21 protein-coding genes are annotated in these 21,687 nt (G+C 74.3%); 17 read left to right on the top strand and 4 right to left on the bottom strand.

Annotation, left to right across the window (positions count from 1 at the left end):
* Window positions 1–98: 98 nt before the first annotated feature.
* Both ACZ53K_RS05225 and ACZ53K_RS05220 read right to left on the bottom strand, forming a co-directional pair.
* Complete coding sequence (locus ACZ53K_RS05225) at window positions 99–1,787, bottom strand: NADH-ubiquinone oxidoreductase-F iron-sulfur binding region domain-containing protein (RefSeq protein WP_468832185.1); 1,689 nt, start codon at window positions 1,785–1,787, stop codon at window positions 99–101.
* A 173-nt stretch (window positions 1,788–1,960) separates the two neighbouring features.
* The gene (locus ACZ53K_RS05220) at window positions 1,961–2,671 is read right to left on the bottom strand and encodes a hypothetical protein (RefSeq protein WP_468832184.1); all 711 of its coding nucleotides are present in this window, start codon (window positions 2,669–2,671) and stop codon (window positions 1,961–1,963) included.
* 681 nt (window positions 2,672–3,352) lie between these two features.
* Here ACZ53K_RS05220 and ACZ53K_RS05215 point away from each other — a divergent pair.
* The 5 genes from ACZ53K_RS05215 to ACZ53K_RS05195 all read left to right on the top strand — a co-directional run bounded on the left by ACZ53K_RS05215 (window position 3,353) and on the right by ACZ53K_RS05195 (window position 8,621).
* Entirely contained in the window at window positions 3,353–4,237 is an 885-nt protein-coding gene (locus ACZ53K_RS05215) for a PucR family transcriptional regulator (RefSeq protein ID WP_468832177.1), read from the top strand.
* Between the two features lie 199 nt (window positions 4,238–4,436).
* Window positions 4,437–4,742, top strand: a complete 306-nt coding sequence (locus tag ACZ53K_RS05210) for a DUF6412 domain-containing protein (protein WP_468832353.1) — start codon at window positions 4,437–4,439, stop codon at window positions 4,740–4,742.
* A gap of 99 nt (window positions 4,743–4,841) precedes the next feature.
* Window positions 4,842–5,651 carry a YidC/Oxa1 family membrane protein insertase gene (locus ACZ53K_RS05205; RefSeq protein WP_468832176.1) on the top strand — a complete coding sequence of 270 codons (810 nt, stop codon included), beginning with the start codon at window positions 4,842–4,844 and terminating at the stop codon, window positions 5,649–5,651.
* Window positions 5,652–5,788: 137 nt separating this feature from the next.
* Window positions 5,789–6,646: a fumarylacetoacetate hydrolase family protein gene (locus ACZ53K_RS05200; protein WP_468832175.1), complete on the top strand. Its 858-nt coding sequence runs from the start codon at window positions 5,789–5,791 to the stop codon at window positions 6,644–6,646.
* 202 nt (window positions 6,647–6,848) lie between these two features.
* The gene (locus ACZ53K_RS05195; protein ID WP_468832174.1) at window positions 6,849–8,621 is read left to right on the top strand and encodes a choice-of-anchor A family protein; all 1,773 of its coding nucleotides are present in this window, start codon (window positions 6,849–6,851) and stop codon (window positions 8,619–8,621) included.
* An 8-nt stretch (window positions 8,622–8,629) separates the two neighbouring features.
* On the opposite strand, the gene ACZ53K_RS05190 is transcribed toward ACZ53K_RS05195, so the two are convergent.
* Together ACZ53K_RS05190 and ACZ53K_RS05185 are read right to left on the bottom strand one after the other, a co-directional pair.
* Window positions 8,630–9,184, bottom strand: a complete 555-nt coding sequence (locus ACZ53K_RS05190; RefSeq protein WP_468832173.1) for a heme-degrading domain-containing protein — start codon at window positions 9,182–9,184, stop codon at window positions 8,630–8,632.
* Window positions 9,181–10,278, bottom strand: a complete 1,098-nt coding sequence (locus ACZ53K_RS05185) for a Gfo/Idh/MocA family oxidoreductase (RefSeq protein ID WP_468832171.1) — start codon at window positions 10,276–10,278, stop codon at window positions 9,181–9,183. Before ACZ53K_RS05185 ends, ACZ53K_RS05190 begins: the two co-directional genes overlap by 4 nt.
* A 209-nt stretch (window positions 10,279–10,487) precedes the next feature.
* Here ACZ53K_RS05185 and ACZ53K_RS05180 point away from each other — a divergent pair, with 209 nt between their 5' ends.
* The 12 genes from ACZ53K_RS05180 (at window position 10,488) to ACZ53K_RS05125 (ending at window position 21,474) form a co-directional block, all read left to right on the top strand.
* A complete protein-coding gene (locus ACZ53K_RS05180; protein ID WP_468832352.1) occupies window positions 10,488–11,588 on the top strand; it encodes an ROK family transcriptional regulator in 1,101 nt (366 codons plus the stop codon).
* A 222-nt stretch (window positions 11,589–11,810) separates the two neighbouring features.
* Window positions 11,811–12,149 (top strand): hypothetical protein, encoded by a 339-nt coding sequence (locus tag ACZ53K_RS05175; protein ID WP_468832170.1) that lies wholly within the window; start codon window positions 11,811–11,813, stop codon window positions 12,147–12,149.
* A 33-nt stretch (window positions 12,150–12,182) separates the two neighbouring features.
* The gene (locus ACZ53K_RS05170; RefSeq protein WP_468832169.1) at window positions 12,183–12,941 is read left to right on the top strand and encodes a GntR family transcriptional regulator; all 759 of its coding nucleotides are present in this window, start codon (window positions 12,183–12,185) and stop codon (window positions 12,939–12,941) included.
* A gap of 136 nt (window positions 12,942–13,077) precedes the next feature.
* The gene (locus tag ACZ53K_RS05165) at window positions 13,078–14,199 is read left to right on the top strand and encodes a TIGR03364 family FAD-dependent oxidoreductase (protein WP_468832167.1); all 1,122 of its coding nucleotides are present in this window, start codon (window positions 13,078–13,080) and stop codon (window positions 14,197–14,199) included.
* The gene (locus ACZ53K_RS05160) at window positions 14,196–14,930 is read left to right on the top strand and encodes a phosphonatase-like hydrolase (protein ID WP_468832166.1); all 735 of its coding nucleotides are present in this window, start codon (window positions 14,196–14,198) and stop codon (window positions 14,928–14,930) included. Before ACZ53K_RS05165 ends, ACZ53K_RS05160 begins: the two co-directional genes overlap by 4 nt.
* Complete coding sequence (locus ACZ53K_RS05155; protein WP_468832164.1) at window positions 14,927–16,057, top strand: ABC transporter ATP-binding protein; 1,131 nt, start codon at window positions 14,927–14,929, stop codon at window positions 16,055–16,057. Before ACZ53K_RS05160 ends, ACZ53K_RS05155 begins: the two co-directional genes overlap by 4 nt.
* Window positions 16,050–17,009, top strand: coding sequence for a 2-aminoethylphosphonate ABC transporter permease subunit (locus ACZ53K_RS05150; protein ID WP_468832163.1), 960 nt, complete (start codon window positions 16,050–16,052; stop codon window positions 17,007–17,009). The genes ACZ53K_RS05155 and ACZ53K_RS05150 overlap by 8 nt, the downstream gene beginning before the upstream one ends.
* On the top strand, window positions 16,996–17,793 hold the full coding sequence (locus tag ACZ53K_RS05145; RefSeq protein ID WP_468832162.1) for an ABC transporter permease: 798 nt from the start codon (window positions 16,996–16,998) through the stop codon (window positions 17,791–17,793). The genes ACZ53K_RS05150 and ACZ53K_RS05145 overlap by 14 nt, the downstream gene beginning before the upstream one ends.
* 39 nt (window positions 17,794–17,832) lie before the next feature.
* Window positions 17,833–18,891, top strand: coding sequence for a 2-aminoethylphosphonate ABC transporter substrate-binding protein (locus ACZ53K_RS05140; protein ID WP_468832160.1), 1,059 nt, complete (start codon window positions 17,833–17,835; stop codon window positions 18,889–18,891).
* Between the two features lie 206 nt (window positions 18,892–19,097).
* On the top strand, window positions 19,098–19,877 hold the full coding sequence (locus tag ACZ53K_RS05135; protein ID WP_468832159.1) for an HAD-IIA family hydrolase: 780 nt from the start codon (window positions 19,098–19,100) through the stop codon (window positions 19,875–19,877).
* Window positions 19,878–20,006: 129 nt separating this feature from the next.
* Window positions 20,007–20,777 (top strand): hypothetical protein, encoded by a 771-nt coding sequence (locus ACZ53K_RS05130; RefSeq protein WP_468832157.1) that lies wholly within the window; start codon window positions 20,007–20,009, stop codon window positions 20,775–20,777.
* The gene (locus ACZ53K_RS05125; RefSeq protein WP_468832156.1) at window positions 20,761–21,474 is read left to right on the top strand and encodes a class F sortase; all 714 of its coding nucleotides are present in this window, start codon (window positions 20,761–20,763) and stop codon (window positions 21,472–21,474) included. Before ACZ53K_RS05130 ends, ACZ53K_RS05125 begins: the two co-directional genes overlap by 17 nt.
* Window positions 21,475–21,687: the final 213 nt, after the last annotated feature.

Raw genomic sequence — 21,687 nt, 5'->3', positions numbered from 1 at the left:
GCAGATTCGATGCCGGTGCGTGCCCGTGCGTGCCCGGGGCCCGTGCGTGCCCGCACGTGTCCGTGGGTGCCGGTACGAGCCTCCACGTGCCGTACGGGTCATTCGCCGCCTTGGACGCGCAGGGCGAGCGCCGGGCAGCGCCGTACCGCGAGCTGCGCGCGGCGGCGCATCCGGGCGGGCAGCGGCATCGTGGCCCGCTCCGGGTAACCGTCCGGCCCCAGCCGGACCATGCCGGGTACGAGATCGGCGCACAGGCCGTGGCCCCGGCACAGCGTCCAGTCCACGAGCAGCCGCTCTTCGGGCGCGCGGGTCCGGGCGGCGGACGTGGCCGCCCTGCCGCCCGCGCCCTGCCGCCCGCTGCCGGGCCCGGGCGCGCCTTCGGGGCCGTACGCCTCGCCGGGCACCGGCAGCGCGCCGAGCACCGGGCGGCCGCAGCCGGTGCCGCGGGCGTGCCCGTCGAACTCGTCGGGGAAGGCGGTCAGCGCCGAGGCGACGAACCGCGCGGTGCCGTCGGGGTGGCTGCACGCGCCGCGCCGTTCCACGGCCCGCATCCGGGTCCGTACGGCGTCCAGCGCGCGCTGCCCGCCACCGCCGACCGCCTGGCCAAGTGCGTCGGCGAGCGCGGGCAGACCCAGGACGCAGGGCCCGCACTGTCCTGCTGACTCGGCAGCCATCCAGCGCGCGACCCGTACGGTCTCGCCTGCCGGGCAGGTCTCCTCCGGGAGCGGCAGTACCGCTCCCGCGCCGAGCACCGCGCCGTACGCGGCCAGGTCGTCGCGGCTGAGGAGGGCCGTACCTGCGGCGGACGGTGACAGCCAGGTGCCGTGATAGCCACCCACCAGGACGCCCTGTCCGGGGCCGAGCCCGCACAGGGCCAGGACGCGTGCGAGCGGCACCCCGGTCGGGGCCTCCACGACCCGCTCGCCGGCCACGGTCAGCAGGACGGTGCCGGGTTCGGCGGGGTCGCCCGTGGCGCGGTAGCCGAGGGCGCCCAGCCGCGCGGCGACGGCGAGCTGGGCGTACGTCTCGGTGTTGGAGAGCAGGGTGGGCAGGCCGCCGAGGCCGCGTTCGCTGGAGCGGACCCTACGGCCCGACGGCAGGCCGGGGCCGCGGTTGAGGCCGTTGGTGAGCGCGGTGCCCTCGCCCGTCACGAAACGTTCCGCCAGCAGTTCGGCGCGGACCGGCGTGGACAGCGGGCCCCGTTCGGCGATCGCCCGGCGCACCGACCGGGCCACGTCCGCGCGGGTCACCCCGATCGCGACCTCCTCGGCGCCGAGCGCCCGCGCGGCCAGCAGCGCACCGTCCAGCACCAGGTGCGGCGCGTACAGCAGCAACGCCGTGTCCTTGAGACAACTGGGCTCACCCTCACTGCCGTTGACGACCACCGCGACCCGCCCGTCTGCGCGGCGCTGTCCCTCCATCACGGCGCTCAGCTTCCGCGCGAACGGGAACCCCGCACCACCCCGGCCGCGCAGCCCGGTGTCCTCGGCCAGCGCCACCAGTTCGCTCGCCGACAGATCGGGCGGGCTGCCGTGCCGGGTCAGATGCGCCACCCGGTCCAGCCGCTCGGCCCCGTCCAGCCCGCCCAGCAGCCGAGGCACCCCGAGCACAGCCAGACCGGGAACGGGAAGGGGGCCGGGGCCGGGAACGGGACCGGGTATGGATACGGGTACGGCGGGGACGCGGCTGTCGTCGGGGGCGCGGCCGTCGGTGGGAGCGTGGCCGTCGGCGGGGGCGCGGCCGATGACGGGCAGCGGGATCGTGGTGGCCTGCGCTAGAAGCGTCATGACGGGAACTCCGTTGGTTCGTTGAGACGTTGGGGCATTCGGGGGGCCACAGAAGTCGGCCCCGTAGGCGCGACGGTGCAGCCCCGCAGGCGCTGTGCGGCTCCGCAGGCGTACCGGCGGCATCTGTGCACGTACCGGTGGGCCCCGGCGGTATCTGCGCGCGTAGCGAAGGGTCATGGCCGTGTGCCGCGGTGGTGCCGGGCGGAGTGGGCCGGGGCCCGTGGCCCGCCGGTGTCCGTTCCCGGTGGGCGGCCGCCCGGCACCGTTCCGTTACGGGGTGCCCGCAGCCGCAGGACGAGCACCACCGCGACCCCGGCGACGCACAGCATGTACCCGGCGGTCACCCAGCCGGCGGCCGGGCGGCCCGTCTTCAGGCCGTGTACCAGTGCCGCGCACCAGGCCACGTACGCGCCCATGTGCAGCACCCGCCACCACCGCGATCCGCGGCGCGAGGTGAACGTGCCGCGTACCGCGCCGGTCACCGCCGCCGCGAGGAAGAGGTAGCCGGCCAGCGTGCCGAGGCCGATGAGCAGCGGCCGGCCGTCGTCGGCGAACGGCACCGCGGCGGCCGTGCCACTGGTCCGGTCGCGGGCGATCTTCACGCCGATGTGCAGGGCGAGAAATCCCAGCCCGGCGACGCCGGTTCCGCGGTGCACGGCCTGCGCGACCAGCCGGTGGCCGGAGTGCAGCAGCAGTCGGTCGGTGGCGGCCAGGCCCCACAGCACGGTTCCGGTGAGCGAGACCAGGGCGAGGACGCCCGCGCCGAAGTCCAGGAAGGCGAGCACCTGTTGGGGAGCGCCGACCTGGGCGGCCACGGCGAGGAAGAGCAGCACGACGGCCGGCAGGGCCGGGCGCAGGGCGGTCCGCAAGCGGGATGCGGGCATCGGGCCTCCTTGGAGAGGGGGCGGGGGAGGGAAGGAGGGCGTGGGGGAACAGGGGCACGGGGGTGGGGCCAATTGCCGGCGGCGGACGTGGGAAGGGCGGGCCGGTCGGGCCGCCGGGATATGCGCCACGGTTTATGCGCCGTGTCCCCGCCGGGGAAGCGCGCAAAGGTATGCGCCATAGGCGGTGATCGGGGGTGAGCAGCAGCATCACGGAACGCCGCCGGACCGTCCTCCGGTTTATCGCGCTGTGACAAATTCCTGCACCGGCATCGAAGTTACGCCAGGTAACTCCGGATGGTGCCCCTCCAAGCACGACCACCGCACACCACCGTTCGATCACTGCGCACCACCGCACACCACGCACAACCACCGCACGACCACAGCTCGATGCACTTCCGCACGATGCACTTCCCGCTCGAAGCACTTCCGCACGGTGCGCACCCTGCTCACGGTGCTTCCGGGCAAGCAGGGCCTTACCCCCCTCCGCATCACGCCAGGAACGAGGTAGCGATGTGTGATCTCCTGAACCGCATCTGGTCACGCCCCCGTGGTGAATGGACCCGCGTTCTGAGAAAGGAACTCCCGGCGCTCGCCGGGAAGGTGACTGAGGAACTGCGGAGCGGATTTCCCGCCTTTTCCGCACTTCTCGCGGAAACGGGTGCCGAAGAGACCCGGTGGGCCGTGGAACAGGCCATGCTGGTGGCGCTCGGCTACCAGGAAACCGCGGAGCGCGTCCGGCGGCCCAAGGACCTCGTCGTCACCCCGCTGCCGGTGGCGCCGGCCCGCCGGGAGATGTTCGCCGCCCTCTCCGGCGCCAAGGACGTCTCCGACGTCGCCCTCGCCGAGGTGGCCCGCTGTGCCGGCTGGCCCGTACCGGCGCTCGTCCAGGCCATCGCCCTCGCCTCGCCCGCCGAAGTCCCCCAGCTGGCCGCCGCCCTCGGCGACGCCCTCATCGGCACCGTCGACGGTGACACCTGCCTGCTGGTCCCCGACCCCGGGACGCAGACCCGGGCCCGGCTGGAGGCCGCGCTCAAGGGCCGGGCGGCGGCGGTCGGCCACGCCGTACCGGCGGGCGACGCCGCTTCCTCACTGCGCTGGGCCCGCGCCCTGCTCGCACTGTCACCCGGCCGCGGCGGCCCCGACACGCGCCCGGCCTTCGTCGACGACCACCTCTCCGCCCTGCTCCTCCTCCAGGACGAATCGCTGGCCCGGGCCCTGTCCTCCCGATGGCTGAGCCCGCTGGACGACCTGACACCCCGGCAGAGCGAGCGCCTGGAGGTCACCTTGCTGGCCTGGCTGGAGGGCGGCGGCGCGCCCGAAGCGGCCAAGGTGCTCCAAGTGCACCCGCAGACCGTGCGGTACCGCCTGCGGCAGATCGAAAAGCTCTTCGGGCCCGCGCTGCGGGATCCGCGTACCCGCTTCGAGCTGGAGATGGCGTTGCGCAGCCGTCGCCTGATGGCCCATGTACGGCGCTACCGCTCGCGGGCCGGCCGCCGGGCGCGGGCCGTCGCCTCCACCATCCGTCCGCTGGGCATGGCCAGGGAGGCCCGGGTCAACGGACTGTGACGGGCGCACCATGACCGCGGCGGCCCCGGGCTCCCCTCCGGGGCCGCCGCCTTGTGCGGTCCCGGGCCTGCCCCGCACGGGCCGGGTCCGGGGCCGGGAACCGGTACGGCCGTGCCACCGTTACTCTGGGCGGACACCGGCGGTAGGTCACACAAGCCGCGAGCCCGCGACCCGCCCTGAGGAAGAGGTGAGTGAGCACATGCAGCGCTGCGCCGAAGCCTGGCGGCTGTACGTGGGCGCGCTGTTCTTCCTGCTCTCCGGGCTCCTCCTCGCCGAGAGCGGGCTGGCTCCCGCGCTCGCCTCCGCCGCGGCCACCGCCGCCGTACTGCTGCTGTGCCGCGCCTTCCTGGCCGCCGCGCTCGCCCGGCCCGAACCGCCGGGCCGCATCCGTACCGCCCTGCGCGACCGGGAACGCCGTACGGCCTTCCTGCCGCAACGCGACCCCGACGCCGCGGGCCGCCCGCGCCCCAGGGCGCCCGACCGTCCCCTCCCGACGGCCGCGTAGGCGCCTTTCACCTCGCATTCTGCGGGGTCTCCGGCCCCGCGCGGCTCGTCACGCCGATTCCGTATCCCGGCACGACGAGACCCCGTGGAGGGCTCACCCATGTCCGTTTTCTCCGCCTTGGGCGGCGCGCTGTCCCAGGCCGCCGACCTGATCGAACCGCTCTTCGGCGCCTCGGCGACGGCCGCCGCGATCATCCTGGTCACCCTGTGCGTACGTGCCGTACTGCACCCGCTCGCCCGTGCCGCCGCCCGGGGCGAGAAAACCCGCTCCGCGCACGCCCCACGCCTGGCCGAGCTGCGCCGCAAGCACGCGAAGGACCCGCAGCGCCTACGGGAGGAGACGGCCGCGCTCTACGCCGAGACCGGCTCCTCCCCGCTGGCCGGCTGCCTGCCGGCGCTTCTGCAACTGCCCGTCTTCTTCGTCATGTACCACCTGTTCACCAGCGACGGCAGCGGTCTGCTCGGGCACACGCTGCTGGGCGCGCCGCTCGGCGGGCACTGGTCGCAGGCCGTCGCGGACGGCGGGGTGTTCGGGCCCCACGGCCGGGTCTACCTCGCGCTGTTCGTGCTGGTCGCCGCCGTCGCCACCTGGAACTACCGGCGGGCCCGTACGGCGATGGCGCGGAACCCCGCGCCGGTCGCGGCCCTCGGGAAGGCGGGCGCGGGCGACGGTGGCGCGGTGCCCGGACTCGCCGGTATGACGAAGGTGCTGCCGCTGCTGTCCTTCGGGACGCTGGTCAGCGTCGCGGTGCTGCCGCTGGCGGCCGCGCTCTACCTGGTGACGACCACGGCGTGGACGGCGTGTGAGCGGGCGCTGCTGCACCGGGACCGTGACCCCCGGGGCGGCCGGGAGGACCGTACGCCCGGGGCCGGGAAGGGAGTCGCGCCCCCGGCCCGTACCACTGGGTAATGGTCCAGTACGTGAACCGGGTCTTGCGGAGCGGACACTGTTCTTGGACGATCGTCCGAATCGCTCGATGGCCGTCCCCATCGGCCGGTCCGGGAGAGCCCTCCCGGACCGACCCTTCGACCACGGGAGTTGTACCGATGAAGCTGCTGCGAGTCGGTCCGGTGGGGGCGGAACGCCCGGCGCTGCTCGACGAGGAAGGCGTACTGCGCGATCTGTCGTCGCTGATCACGGACGTGGACGGGGCGCTGCTCGCGGACGGCCCGGCCCTCGCGCGGATCCGGACGGCGGCTGCCGCCGGTGTACTGCCGCGCCTGGACCCGGCCGGTCTGCGCACGGGGCCGCCCGTCGCCCGGATCGGCAAGATCGTGTGCATCGGGCTGAACTACCACGACCACGCGCGCGAGACCGGCGCCGCCGTCCCGGCCGAACCGATCGTCTTCCTGAAGGCGCCGGACACGGTCGTCGGCCCCGACGACACGGTGCTGGTGCCGCGCGGCAGCGTGAAGACGGACTGGGAGGCCGAACTGGCCGTCGTCATCGGCCGTACCGCGCGCTACCTGGAGACCGACGAGGAGGCCCGCGCCGCCGTCGCCGGCTACACCATCGCGCACGACGTCTCCGAACGGGAGTTCCAGATCGAGCGCGGCGGCCAGTGGGACAAAGGCAAGAACTGCGAGACGTTCAACCCGCTGGGCCCGTGGCTGGTGACGGCGGACGAGGTGCCCGATCCGCAGGCGCTGGGCGTACGGCTCTGGGTCAACGGCACGCTGCGGCAGGACGGCACGACCGCCGAGCAGATCTTCCCGGTGGCCGAAGTGGTCCGTTACGTGAGCCGGTTCATGACCCTGTACCCGGGCGATGTGATCAATACCGGTACCCCGGCGGGCGTGGCGATGGGCTGCCCGGAGCCCAAGCCGTATCTGCGCGCCGGTGACGTGGTGGAGCTGGAGATCGACGGCCTGGGGCGGCAGCGGCAGGAGCTGAAGGGGGCCTGACAGGGCCGGGCGAGAGTCCAGCCGGGACGTGACACCGTCCTGACGGGGACTCAGGTGCGCGGGCCGGTGCGGGTGGGGTGGTACGGGCGGGCCGGTGCGGGCAGGGGCGGTCGGCGGGTGGCTGTCGGCTGGACAGGGGGACTCGCCGTGCGGGGGTGCGGGCTGTCCGGCTGCCCGACCGACCTGCGCACATAGTGCGTATATGCCTGCAAAAAAGACAAAACGGTCCCATGTGGTGGGTGCCGCCGCACTGGGAGCCGTGGCCGCCCTGCTCCTCGGCCTGTTCGCGGCGTTCGGCTTCGCGGCGCCGCTGCCCGACGGCCTCGGCCCGTGCCGGGGGAGCGCGTGCCCGTCCTCGTACGACGATCCGAACAACGGACCGGTCGCCGGGCGCGACGAGAACATCAACGTCTTCGTCGGCGGGGACTTCCGCGTCGGCGGCTCGGCCGCGGAGGCCGAAGGGAAGGTCGTCACCCTCGGCAGCTTCGAGATGAACAAGACCGGCGGGTCCAGCGTCTACAACGTGGGCATCGCCGTGGGCTCCCGGGTGACGCCGCCCAACGGCTCCGACTTCCTGACCGTGGGCGGCGACGTCACCATCGCCCCCGGCCAGCGGCTGCTCGCCGAGGAAGGCAGCACGCACGGCGTCGTCGCGTACGAAGGCAGGCTGACCGGCACGGTGATTCCCCAGGCCGACCAGCGCCCGGGCGTCGCCGACCCGTACCGCGGGCTGGTGCCCGACCTGACGGCGAGCAGCCGGTGCTACGCCCGCACCGGGGACGGGCAGCGGCCCGCGACCGGCACCGCCGTCAACCAGGGCTACGCGACGGTCTTCACCGGCGACGGCACGTCCGCCCTCCAGGTCTTCAACGTCGACTTCGACCTGATGGGCCGCAACGGCGGCGCGCAGGGCATCACCTTCGCTGGTATCCCGGCGGGCGCGACCGTCCTCGTCAACATGCTCGGCGACGCCCGCACCATCAACACCCACATCGGGCACGACCTCCAGCCGCCCGGCATCCGCGAGCGCCTGCTGTGGAACTTCCCGGACGCGAACACGGTGGAGTTCAAGGGCGGCGCGCAGTTCCAGGGGAGTGTGCTGGTCGGCAGGCAGGGCAGTACGACGACGGTGTCGGTACCGGGCATGAACGGCCGCTTCTTCACGGCCGGTTCGCTGGTGCACACCTCGACATCCGGCGCGGAGATGCACAACTACCCGTTCAACGGAGACCTGCCGGACTGCCGCGCTCCGAGCCCGACACCCACGCAAACTGCCACCCCATCACTCACGCCGTCGCCGTCGCCGACGGACGAACCGTCGCCGAGCCCGACGGAGCCCAGCCCGTCGCCCACGGACCCGAGTCCGTCGCCGACCGAGCCGAGCCCGTCACCCACGGAGCCGTCACCGTCACCGACGGACGAGCCGTCACCGACTCCGACGGACCCGAGCCCGTCGCCCACAGAGCCGAGCCCGTCACCCACGGAGCCGACCCCGTCACCGACGCCATCCCCGACCGAGCCGATTCCCACCCCCACGCCGACCGAACCGACCCCGTCCCCCACGGAGCCGACCCGGCCGCCGTCGCCGACTCCCCCCGAGCCGACCCCGTCCCCGACGGAGCCGACGCCGCACCCCACCGACCCGACCCCGGAGCCCACCGACCCCACCCCGGAACCGACCCCGACCGAGCCGACCGCGTCTCCGTCACCGACCCCCACCCCCACCGAGCCGACCGCACCCCCGTCACCGACCGAGCCCCCATCACCAACCCCCACCCCGCACCCCACGACCTCCCCATCCGGCAGCCCCGTACCCAGCCCCGTACCGAGCCCCGGGCCAACGGATGACGGAGACCAACTGGCCCACAGCGGTGGTGCCTTCCAGGACCCGCTGTTCATCGGGGCGGCAGCGGCCGCCGTCGTCAGTGGTGTGGTGCTCGTACTGATCATCCGCACCCGCCGCCGCTCCGGCTGACCCCCGGGTCAGTCCGCCGGCTGCTGCTCGATGTAGCGCCCCAGGGCGTCGACCACCAGTGCGTGGTCGTCGCCCTGGGGGAGGCCGGAGACCGCGATGGTGCCGACGACTCCCGTGCCGCGCAGCCGTACGGGGAAGGCGCCGCCGTGCGCGGCGTAGCGGTCCGGGTCGAGGCGGGACGATTCTTCGAAGGTCCGGCCCTTGGCGCGGAAGCGGGCGCCGACCAGGTACGAGGACTCCGCGTACCGTTCGACGACGCGGCACTTGCGCTCGACCCACGCGTCGTTGTCCGCCGACGTACCCGGCAGCGCGCAGTGGAACAGCTGCTGCGCGCCGCGCCGGATGTCCACCGTCACGGCCGCGCCGCGCTCGCGCGCCAGCTCCGTCAGCAGGCAGCCGAGCCGCCAGGCGTCCTCGTTGCCGAAGCGGTCCAGGACCAGGCGGCGTTCCTGCTCCTCCAGTTCGCGGATCTGGTGGCGGGCCGCCTCGCGCTCGTCGAGGCCGTGCGGCAGTCCTGTGCTGCCCGTACCGTTCATGCTGGTCACGCCGTTCGTGCCGCTCATGCCGACTCCTCGATCCGTACCGCGCGGCCCTCGGCCGCCGATGTCTTCGCCGCTTCCAGGACGCGCAGCGCGTCCGCTGCTTCTCTGGCGCTCACTGGCGGCTCGCCCCCGGTGCGCAGCGCTGCCGCGACGGCGGCGTAGTACGCGGGGTAGTCACCGGGCAGGGTGGGTACGGGGTCGCCGCCGCCGGTCAGCGGGGATTCCCCGGAGCCGATCCGGCCCCACGCCGATTCCGGCTCGACGCCCCAGCCGGCCGGGTCGTCGCCCGGGCGCCGCCCGTCGCGCAGCGCCGCTTCCTGCGGGTCCAGGCCGTACTTCACGTAACCCGCGCGGCTGCCCAGCACCCGGAAGCGCGGGCCGAGCTGGGCGGTGGTCGCGCTGACCCACAGGTGGGAGCGGACGCCGCTGGCGTGGGTGAGGGCGAGGAACGTGTCGTCGTCGGCCTCCGCGCCCGGGCGGCGTACGTCGGACTCGGCGTAGACCAGGGTGACCGGCCCGAACAGGGCCAGCGCCTGGTCGGCGACGTGGCTGCCGAGGTCGTACAGCAGGCCGCCGATCTCCGCCGGGTCGCCGGATTCGCGCCAGCCGCCCTTGGGCTCGGGCCGCCAGCGTTCGAAGCGCGACTCGAAGCGCTGTACGTCGCCGAGCGCGCCTTCGGTGACCAGTTTGCGCACGGTGCGGAAGTCGTTGTCCCAGCGGCGGTTCTGGAAGACGGAGAGCAGCAGGCCGCGCTGCTCGGCGAGGCCGGCCAGTCCGTCGGCCTCGGCGGCCGTCCCGGCGAGCGGCTTGTCGACGACGACCGGCAGCCCGGCGTCCAGGGCGGCCTTGGCGAGGGCGACGTGTGTCTTGTTGGGCGAGGCGATGACGACGAGGTCCAGTTCGCCGGCGCGGGCCAGTACCTCGTCGGGGGTGGCGACCGTACGGACCTGGGGATGTGCGGCGCGAGCCCGGGCCTGCCGGTCCGGGCTGCGGGTGGAGACGGTGTCCAGCACCAGGCCGTCGGTGGCGGCGATCAGGGGGGCGTGGAAGACCGAGCCGGCCAGGCCGTAGCCGATCAGGCCGACGCGGAGCGGTGTGCCGGGGGAGTCGTTCATGCCACCCACTTAAACAACGCTGTTGCCAAAGTGCAAGCAATACGGACAATGGACGGGTGACCAGCAACGACCCCGCAGAACGTGTCGCCGCCCCGGCCCCGGCGCCGCCGGGCGTCGCCGCACCCGACTCCGTACCTGCCCCTGCCTCCACACCGGCTCCCGCATCGACTTCCACGGCGGCCTCCGCCCCGCCCGGCGGCGGAGCCGGCCTGCCCGCCCTGCGCGGCCACAACACCGCACTGGTCCTGGGCCTGCTGCGGACGGCGGGCCCGGCGGGCGTCAGCAGGCTGGAGCTGGCCGCGCACACCGGGCTGACGCCCCAGGCCGTCAGCAAGATCATCGCCCGGCTGCGGGCCGACGGCCTGGTGGCCGAGGCGGGCCGGCGCGCCTCCACCGGCGGCAAGCCGCGTACGGTGCTGTGCCTGGTCCCCGAAGCCCGGTACGCGATCGGGCTGCACCTGGACCGCGACGAGCTGACCGCGGTCCTCGCCGACCTCGCGGGCCGTACCGTCGCCGAGCGCACCGCCCCGCTCGACTTCGGCGCGGGCGCGTGCGCCGTGCTCGACACGGTGGCCGGACAGCTCGCCGCGCTGCCGGAGGAAGCCCGCTCGCCCCGCGTCCTGGGCGTCGGCGCCGCCTGCCCGGGGCCGCTGGACCACGCGGCCGGGGTGCTGCGCCGGGTCACCGGTTTCCCGGAGTGGGACGGCTTCCCGCTGCGCGACACCCTCGCCGAACGGCTCGGCCTGCCCGTCGTCCTGGACAAGGACACCAACGCCGCGGCGCTCGGGCTCGCCCAGCGCGCGCCAGGCGGCCGCGGCTCGTTCGGCTACCTGCACCTCGGTACGGGCCTGGGCGCCGGCCTGGTGCTGGGCGGCGCGTTGTACCGGGGGGCCAGAACCGGCGCGGGGGAGTTCGGCCACCAGGTGCTGCAACTGGACGGCCCGCCCTGCGGCTGCGGCAAGCGCGGCTGCGTCGAGGCGCTGTGCCTCGACCGGGCGGCGCGCGGCGAGCCCGCCGAGGCGGCGCGCATCCTGGGCGTCGGCGCGGCCAACCTCGTGGAACTGCTCGACATCGACAGGGTCCTGCTCGGCGGCCGTACGGTGCTGGCCTGTCCCGGCATATACGTACGCGGCGTGGCCGAGGCGCTGGCCGAACAGGCCCGCACGCGCGGCGACGGCGGCACGCCCGCGGTCCCCGTGGCCCTGGCCGAGGGCGGCGCGCGGGCGGTCGCGGACGGCGCGGCGCAACTCGTCCTGGCTCCGCTGTTCGGGTCCCCGGGCACCCCGTTCGGAGCCGGAACGGGCGCGTAACTGCGCTGAACGCGCGGCATTCGGGCGACCGGGGAGCCGCACCGGCGGTGTCGGAGCCACGGTGACGGCCGTACATGGCAAGGTCCGAAGCCGACCGGTCATACGAGCGGCCTGGTGTGGTCCCCGTCGCCCGAGAGCCGGTGCCCACAGTCCTGGCCGGGCGCCCGCCGCGGGCCGGGGACGGGACACCGGCTCCGGGCCGATCGAGCAGGAGCGTCCGTCATGCCCGTGCGTCCGCCCCGCGCACTGCTGCGCGCCACCCTTCCGGCGGCCTTGCTGGCCGTAACCCTCCTGATCACCACGCCATCGGCGCACGCCGCCACCGCGACGACTGCCGCCCGTACGGCAGTCGCCCCGGCGGCCGTTGTGGAGGGCGCGGCCGTCCCCCGGGCCGAACCTCCCGCCACCGGCGCCCCGGCCCGCCCCGGCCCACCGCCCCGCCTGGCCGACACCGGTTCGCCCGGGGTGCCCCGTATCGGAGCCGCCGCCCTGGTGTTCCTGTCCGCCGGCGCGCTCCTCGTGACGGCGGCCCGCCGCCTCCGCCGGCGCCGGTCCCCCTGACCCGCGCGGCCCCGGGGGTGCGAGGATCGGCCGGTGGACTACCCGAACGGCCAGGAACCCGGCGCGCCGGTCCGATCCGGCATCCCCGAACACGGACGTATCCCCAAGTACTACGCGGCGAAGGTCCAGCTGGAGGCACTGCTCGCCGAGTTGGGCGAGGGCGAGGCGCTGCCCACCGAACGCGACCTGGCGCTGCGCTTCGAGGTCTCCCGCGAGACCCTGCGCCAGGCGCTGCGCGAACTCCACCTGGAGGGGCGGCTGCGGCGCCTCGGCCGCGGCACGGTCGTGGCGGGCCCCAAGCTGGAGCAGCCGCTGTCACTGGCGAGCTACACCGAGGGCGTACGGAAGCAGGGCCGGCGGCCGGGCCGTCATCTGGTCGGCCTGGAGCGGTTTGCCGCGTGGGCGAAGCTGGCCGGGGAGCTGGGGCTGCAGGCCGGCGACGAGGTGTGGCACATGGAGCGGGTGCTGCTCGCGGACGAGGAGCGGGTGGGGCTGGAGAGCACGTACGTCGCCGTGGCGCGGGTGCCGCGCCTGGACACGGAGTTCGAGCCGGACTCCTCCTTCTACGCCTACCTCCACGAGCGGCTGGGCATCGGCTTCGGTGACGCGGACGAGCGCCTGGAGACCGTCCTGGCCACCCCGCGCGAGGCCCTGCTGATCGGCACTCCGGGGGCGCTGCCGATGCTGCTGATCCACCGTCTTTCGCGGGACACCCGGGGCCTGCCGCTGGAGCGGGTGCGTTCGCTCTACCGGGGCGACCGGTTCTCCTTCACGACCCGCCTGGGCGGCTGATCCCCGCTCATCCGCACCCCCTTGGGCTGTAAGGTCACGGATGCATAACGGGTCTAGGCCAAGATTGAGTCCGCATTCACCCCGGCGTCGTCTCCCGGCCCCCGGTGGGTCACCCGCTCCCACGACCGTTCCGGGCATGCGAGTCATAGTTGTCGGAGCCGGGGTGCTGGGAACCATGCACGCCTGGGAAGCGGTCGGGCGCGGCCACGAGGTCGTGCACATCGAGCGGGAGACCGAGGCGCGCGGGGCCTCGGTGCGCAATTTCGGGCTGGTCTGGGTCGGCGGGCGGGCCGGCGGCGCGGAGCTGGCGACCGCGCTGCGGGCCCGTGAGCTGTGGGAGGGCATCGGGGAGCGGGTCCCCGGCCTCGGATTCCGGCCCAACGGTTCCCTCACCGTCGTACGGAACGCGGCCGAGCGCGCCGTCGCCGAGGCCGCCACGCGCCGCCCGGACGCCGCGTCCCGTGGCTACAAGCTGCTCGACGCCGATGAGGTCCGGGCCGTGAACCCGGCCCTGCGCGGCGTCCTCCACGGCGCGCTGTGGTGCGAGCGCGACGCCGCCATGGAGCCCCGTACCGCACAGCGCGCGCTGCGCGAGGCGCTGTCCGCTTCCGGCCGCTACACCTTCCTCGGCGACCGCGAGGTACGCGACGTCGTCGGCGAGCGGTCCGTACGCGACGACCACGGCGAACTGCACGAGGCGGACGCCGTCGTCCTCTGCACCGGCGCCTGGCTCGGCGGACTGGTGCGCGAGCTGGTGCCCGACCTGCCGGTGCGCCGCGTCCGGCTCCAGATGATGCAGACCGCGCCCCTCGGCGAAACCCTCACCACCTCTGTGGCCGACGCGGACAGCTTCCGCTACTACCCGGCTTACGGGGGAGCCGAGCTGGACGCCTGGGCGGCGGCCCAGCCGCAGCCGCCCGTCGCGGCCGGGCACCGGATGCAGCTGCTGATGGTGCAGCGCGCGGACGGCGGCCTGACCATCGGCGACACACACGAGTACGCCACGCCCTTCGGCTTCGACGTCGTCGAGGACCCGTACGAGCACCTGACCGGCGTCGTCGAAGACCTGCTCGGCCGCCCGCTGCCCGCCGTGCGCCGCCGCTGGGCCGGGGTGTACGCCCAGTGCACCGACACCTCGCGCGTCGTGCACCGGCAACGGGTGCGCGACGGCGTCTGGCTGGTCACCGGGCCCGGCGGGCGCGGTATGACCTGCTCCCCGGCGCTGGCCGAGGACACCGCGAACGAAATCGGGTGGTGAGGACGGTGACCGTCGACAATTCCGCACACGCGGACCGCATTTCACTGGTCGTGCTGGACATGGCCGGGACGACCGTGGCCGACGGCGGGCTGGTCGAGCAGGCGTTCGCCACCGCGGCCGGGCGGCTCGGCGTCGGACCGGGCAGCGCCGAGCACGAGGCGCAACTGGCGTATGTCCGCGCCACCATGGGTGAATCCAAGATCTCCGTCTTCCGCCACCTCTTCGGGGACGAGGAGCGGGCCCGGCAAGCCAACACCGCCTTCGAGGAGGCGTACGGGGAACTGGTCGACGGCGGCCGCATCGCCCCCGTGCCCGGCGCGCGGGAGGCGATCGAGGACCTGCGGGAAGCGGGCCGTACGGTCGTGCTGACCACCGGCTTCGCGCGGGTCACCCAGGACGCCGTCCTGGACGCGCTCGGTTGGCGGGAACTGGTGCCGGTGACCCTGTGCCCGGCCGACGCGGGCGGGCGCGGACGCCCGTACCCGGACCTGGTGCTGGCCGCGCTGCTGCGGACCGGCGCCGCCGACTCCGTACGCCAGATCGCGGTCGCCGGGGACACCTCGTACGACATGCTCTCCGGGCGCCGCGCGGGCGCCTCCGTCGTCGCCGGGGTGCTGACCGGCGCCCATGACGGGACCGCGCTGCGCGGCGCGGGCGCCACGCACGTCCTCGGCTCGGTGGCCGGACTGCCCGCGCTGCTCGACGGCCCGCGGCCGGAGCGCCCCTCATGAGCGCCGCCGCCGCGACCGCCGCGACGGCCGGCCCGGACCGGGCCCCGGAGGCCCCCTCCGGCATCCGCTTCGACAACGTCTCCGTCGCGTACGGCGGGAACGTCGTCCTGGACTCCTTCGACCTGACCGTCGAACCGGGCGAGGTGCTGGCCCTGCTCGGCCCGTCCGGCTCGGGCAAGACCACCGCGCTGCGGGCCGTCGCCGGGTTCGTCCGGCCGTGTGCCGGACGGGTGCTGATCGGCGGCCGGGACATGACCGGGCTGCCGCCCCACCGGCGCGGCATCGGCATGGTCGTCCAGCAGTACGCGCTCTTCCCGCACCTGCGCGTCGAGGACAACGTGGCCTTCGGCCTCAAGGCGCGGCGCGGACGCACCGCGTCACGTGCCGAGACCGCCGCGCGCGTGGCCGAGGCGCTGGAGATGACCGGCATGGCCGCGTACGCCGGGCGCTACCCGCGCGAACTGTCCGGCGGGCAGCAGCAGCGGGTCGCCATCGCGCGGGCGCTGGCCATCCGGCCCGGCGTGCTGCTGCTGGACGAGCCGCTGTCCGCCCTGGACGCCCGGCTGCGCTCCGGGATGCTCGCCGAACTGGCCCGGCTCCACCGGGAACTGCCCGACGTGTCGATCCTGTACGTCACCCACGACCAGATCGAGGCGCTGACACTCGCGGACCGCATCGCCGTCATGGACCGGGCCCGGCTGCGCGACTGCGGCACCCCGCAGGACCTCTACCGGCGCCCGCGCACCGAGTTCACCGCCTCCTTCGTCGGCAACGCCAACCTGCTGCCGGTGACGGCCGGCCCGCGCGGCACGGCGGACTTCGCCGGTACCCGGCTGGCCGTCACGCCCGCCGACGGCGCGGTGCCCGGCGCGTCCGCCACGCTGTGCGTACGCCCGCACCTCGTCGGCCTCGGCGAGGGCCCCAACGCGCTGCACGGCCGGGTCACCGAGGTGCAGTGGCGCGGCGCGACCCACCGGGTGTACGCGGACGTGGCCGGCCATCGCGTCCTGGCGGACCTGCGCGAGCTGCGGACGACTCCGGAGCCGGGCGCCGAAGTCGTCCTGCACTTCGCCGCCGAGGACGCGGTGCTGCTGCCGGCCGGGGCGGGGAGCACGGCCGATGAGTAGGCCGGACACGTTCGCACCGGCGCGGGCGAAGGGCCGCGCGGCGCCGCAGGACCAGCCAGGGAAGCGACCGGCCTCGGCAGCGTCATCGGCCTCAGCGGCCCTGTGGGCGCTCCCGCCGCTGCTCGCCCTCACCCTCGTCTTCCTCTATCCGCTGGCCCTGGTCGTACGGCAGTCCGTCACCGGCGACGAGGGCGGCACGCCGTCCACCGCGCCGTACGCGCAGGTCTTCGCCGAAGCGTCGTTCCGTGACGCGCTCGGGAACACCGTGCTGATCGCCGTCGGCGCGACCGCCGGCTGTCTGCTGCTCGGCTTCTTCCTCGCGCTGGTGATCGCGTTCGTACCGTTCCCCGGCAGCCGGGCGCTGAGCCGCTTCATCGATGTCTTCCTCGCCTTCCCGTCCTTCCTGATCACGCTCGCCCTGCTCTTCGTGTACGGCACGTCCGGCCTGGCCAACGGGGTGTGGACGGACGTCACCGGCGCGGCGGAGGGCCCATTCGGCTTTCTGCACACCCCGTGGGGCGTGCTGCTCGCCGAGACCACCTCCTTCACGCCGTTCGTGATGCGGCCACTCCTCGCGGCCTTCTCCCAGGTGGAGACCGGACAGCTGGAGGCCGCTGCCTCGCTCGGCGCCCGACCGGCCCGGATCGTACGGAAGGTGATCTGGCCCGATGCGCTGCCGTCGCTGGCAGCGGGCGGCGCGCTCGTCCTCGTGCTGACGCTCAACGAGTTCGGGATCGTGCTGTTCACCGGCGCCAAGGACGTGGTGACCCTGCCCGTGCTCGTCTACACCAAGGCCATTCTCGACGGCGACTACACGGGGGCGTGCGTCGTCGCCGCCGTCAACATCGTGCTGTCCGTGGCCCTTTACGCCCTGTACCGGACCGTGGCCGCACGGGCGGGCAGGGCGCGTACACCGTCGACGGGAGGTGCCGGCCACCGTGCTCGTGCATAGCAAAGGGGCCCGACGGGCCGTCTGGGCCGTCTTCTTCGTCCTCTTCCTGCCGGTCTTCGCGCTGCCGCTGCTGGTGGTCGTCGCGGTGTCCTTCGCGAGCAGCTGGAGCGGGGCGCTGCCGTCCGGCCCGACAACGGCGCACTACCAGGACATCGTGCGCGGCGACTCGCTGGAGGCGCTGGTCACCAGCCTGGCGACGGCCGCCGCCGCGAGCCTGCTGGCGCTCACGGCCGGTACCTGGGCAGCGCTGGCCGCCCAGCGTCTGGGGCCACGCGCCCGCCGCGTGCTCGACGGCCTGTTCGTGCTGCCGGTCGCGGTGCCGTCGGTCGTCGTGGGCCTGTCGCTGCTGGTCGCCTTCTCACAGCCGCCGCTGCTCCTGAACGGCACCCCGCAGATCGTGGTCCTCGCGCACACCGTCCTGGTCACCGCCTTCGCATACCAGTCCGTGACGGCCGCGCTGGCCCGCCTGGACCCGGCGTACGAGCAGAGCGCCGCCAGCCTCGGCGCGCGCCCGGCCTACGTCCTGTGGCGCGTCAAACTGCCCCTGCTGCTGCCGTCCCTGACGGCCGCCGCCGGCCTGTGCTTCGCGCTGTCCATGGGCGAGCTGAGCGCCACGATGATGATCTACCCGCCGGACTGGCTGCCGCTGCCGGTGCGGATCTTCGCCACCACCGACCGGGGCGCCCTGTTCGCCGGGGCCGCGCTGGCGGTGACGCTGCTGGCCGCCACGCTGCTCGTGCTCCTGGCCGTCTCCCGTATCCGTACCAAAGCCGCGTACCGCTGACGGGCCCCGGCCCGACCACCCAAGGAGCCACGACACGTCATGCGCACCCACCCCAAGCCGCCCGCCGCCCTCTGCGGCGCCCTGGTCCTCGGCGCCGCCCTGACCGGCTGCGGCGGCGTGTCCCGCGCCGACGCGAAAGAGATCACCGTGTACAGCGCCGACGGCCTGCGCGGCGAGCGGGGCGACGGTTTCTACGACCGGGTCTTCGCGGACTACGAGAAGAAGACCGGCATCAAGGTCAACCTCGTGGAGAGCGGGTCCGGCGCCGCCGTACAGCGGCTGGCCCGCGAGAAGGACAACACCAAGGCGGACATCGTCGTGACCCTGCCGCCGTTCATCCAGCAGGCCGACGGCAAGGGCCTGCTGGAGGCCTACCGCCCCAAGGGTTCCGAGCGGGTCGCCGCCGCGGACAAGGACCCGGGCGGCAAGTGGACATCCATCGTCAACAACTACTTCTGCTTCATCTACAACAAGCAGGAACTCCAGCAGCCGCCCCGCACCTGGCAGGACCTGACGGACGCCCGCTTCAAGAACAAGCTCCAGTACTCCACGCCGGGCGTCGCCGGGGACGGCACCGCCGTCGTCATCCAGGCCCTGCACGACTTCGGCGGCCAGGGCCCGGCCATGGACTTCCTCGGGAAACTCCAGGCCAACAACGTCGGCCCGGCCTCCTCCACCGGACAGCTCGCCCCCAAGACCGACAAGGGCGAACTTCTCATCGCCAACGGCGACGTGCAGATGAACCACGCCAACATGAAGTCCATGCCGAACCAGGGCATCTTCTTCCCCGCCGCCCGGCCCGGTGCCCGGCCGTCCACCTTCGCGCTGCCGTACGCGGCCGGGCTGGTCAAGAACGCCCCGCACGCGGCGCGGGCCAGAAGGTTCCTGGACCACCTGCTCTCGCCCGAGGTGCAGAAGCAGGTCTCGGCGGTCGGCGGCGGGTTCGCGGCCCGTACGGACATCCGGCCCACCGACCGCAACGCCGCCGAACTCACGAGGATCATGGACGGCGTCGACATCTTCCGCCCGGACTGGACCGACATCGACAAGAACCTGTCCGGCTACCTCGACGCCTGGAAGGCGGCGACGGGCAGCTGAGCGCCGTACCGCTCCCGGGCGCGGCCCCGGCCCGAGGCCCGGGGCCATTCGGCGGGGTCAAGATCGCGGCGGCTGACTTAGGCTGGGGGCGTCGGCCATACGTACGAGACGCAGGTCACCCGCTGTGGTGCGCGACGCGTACGGGCCCCGCGACGGCGCGGGCACGGCCGGCGCCCCTGGCAGACACGCACGGCGGGAGACCGGCAGTGGCAGAGCGCAAGCCGATCGAGTCATGGCTGACCGACATGGACGGGGTGCTGATGCACGAGGGCATCCCGGTGCCCGGTGCCGACACCTTCATCAAGCGGCTGCGCGATTCGGGCAAGCCCTTCCTCGTCCTGACCAACAACTCCATCTACACCCCGCGCGACCTGCACGCCCGGCTGAACCGGATCGGCCTGGACGTGCCCTGGGAGTCCATCTGGACCTCCGCGCTGGCCACCGCCCAGTTCCTGGACGAGCAGCGGCCGTCCGGCACCGCGTACGTCATCGGCGAGGCGGGTCTGACCACCGCCCTGCACGACATCGGCTACGTCCTCACCGATCACGAGCCGGACTACGTCGTGCTCGGCGAGACCCGCACGTACAGCTTCGAGGCGCTCACCAAGGCCATCCGGCTGATCAACGACGGCGCCCGGTTCATCGCCACCAACCCGGACGAGACCGGCCCCTCGGCGGACGGCGCGCTGCCCGCCACCGGCTCCGTCGCCGCGCTGATCACCAAGGCGACGGGCGTGGAGCCGTACTTCGTCGGCAAGCCCAACCCGCTGATGATGCGGCACGGCCTGAACGTCATCGGCGCGCACAGCGAGACCTCCGCGATGATCGGCGACCGGATGGACACCGACGTGCTGGCCGGCCTGGAGGCGGGCATGGAGACCTTCCTGGTGCTGACCGGGCTGACCGGCAAGGGCGACATCGAGCGGCACCCGTTCCGGCCGTCGCGGGTCGTCGACTCCATCGCCGACCTCGTCGACCTGGTCTGACCGGGCGCGGTCCGGCCGCACCGCCCGCGGCCGGACCACGATCGCTCACCCGGACGGCGCAGTTCCGGCCCGCACCGGATGCGGAAACGGGCCGCCGGGCGGACCTTCGGAAGTGTTCGGAGGTTCACCATGCGCTCACCGGGATTCACTCTCTGTGCCGCCCTGACGGTGGCGGTGCTGTCTCCGGGGCCCGCCCTCGCGTCCCCGGCCCGGGCACCGGGCGCCACGGCCGGCACGGTCGCGGTCACGCCGTCGGCCCCCGCGCCGGGCACCGAGACGGCCCTCCAGGTCACCGGCTGCGCGGGCCGCGCGGGCCGGGCCACCTCGGCCGCCTTCGTCGACGCGGTACCCCTGGCGCGGGTCGCCGCGGGCCTGGTGGGCGACGCGCGGGTGCGCTCCTCGGCCGATCCCGGCACGTACGCCGTCGCCGTCCACTGCGATGGCGAGGACGCGCGTGCCGCGGGCACCTTCGAGGTCGTCCCCGCGCCCGCGGAGAACGGCGAGGACGCGGACGCGGGGACGGCCGGCGGCGCCGAGGGCGCGGACCCGGCCGGAAACGCCCCGGGAGCTGTGGCAGCCGATCCCCTCGACGCGGCGGAGTCCGGCGCCGCGGGCCCGCCGGCGTCCCCCTCCGCCCCCGTACGGGCGGGAGGCGGCTGGACGGCGGCGCAGGCGCACCGGACCCCGGCGCATACGGCGAAGACCGCCGCGACGCCCGCGCAGGCGTCGCACACCACGCCGGAGCGGACGGTGGCCGTGCGGACGGCCGCGAGCCACGAGGGCGACGGCGTCTACGCGGTGGGACTCGTACTGGCAGGAGGCGCGGTCCTCGCGCTCACCGGACAGGTGCTGCGGATGCGGCGCCGGCGCAAGGGATCGGGCGATGGCGATGCCGGCTGACGACCACCCGGTGGCGGACCGCCGCCACCCTCAGGGCCACGGCCGGATGGCCGCCGGAGTGGCCTGGGCGGTCCTGCTGCTGGGACTGTGGATGTGGGGAAGGGACCTGACGGACGGCGGAGACCTGGCGAAGGGGCCGACCACCGGCGACGTCGCCGCCGTCGGCCGCCCGCTCGGACCGGACCTGCCCGCCGCCCACGCGCCCCTGGCCACCTCCCCGGGCGGCCGCCCCACCGAGGTCTCGGTCGGAGCGCTGGACGTACGGGCGGGTGTGACGGAGACCGGGCTGGACCCCACCGGCGCCGTGGACACGCCGCCGTACCGCACGCCCGGACTCGTCGGCTGGTACGCGAAAGGGCCGCAGCCGGGCACGGCGGGCGCCGCGGTGCTGGTCGGGCACGTCGACACGACCAGCGGGCGGGCCGTCTTCCACCGCCTGGGCAGCCTCCGGCCGGGGCAGCCGGTGGACGTTCGCAGGGAGGACGGCGGCACCGCGCGGTTCACCGTCGAGGACGTCAAGATCTACGACCGCAAGAACTTCGTACCGCGCAAGGTCTACGGCGCGCATGTGCCGGGCCGCGCGGAACTGCGCCTGATCACCTGCGCCGGAGCCTACGACCACGAGCGGGACGCCTACACCGCCAACGTCGTCGTGCACGCCTACCTGACGAACGCCACGCAGACCCAGCCGAGTTGAGGCAGCCGCGTACGGGGGACGGCAACCGGAGCCGACCGATCCCGGCCGACGGCTCGCTCCCCCTGAGCCGCCGACCGGCCGGTCCTCGACCGCCGGGATGTCAGGACTGCGGGAGTTGCCCTGCCGCCGGCGGGAGGTGCGTGGGCGCCTGCACGAAGGCGCGTGCACGTGCCCGGCCGGGGGCTGGGGCCAGGTGACCAACAGGAAGTTCCA

Source organism: Streptomyces sp. NPDC033221 (assembly GCF_055577005.1).
This window is presented reverse-complemented; position numbering and strand designations above follow the sequence as displayed.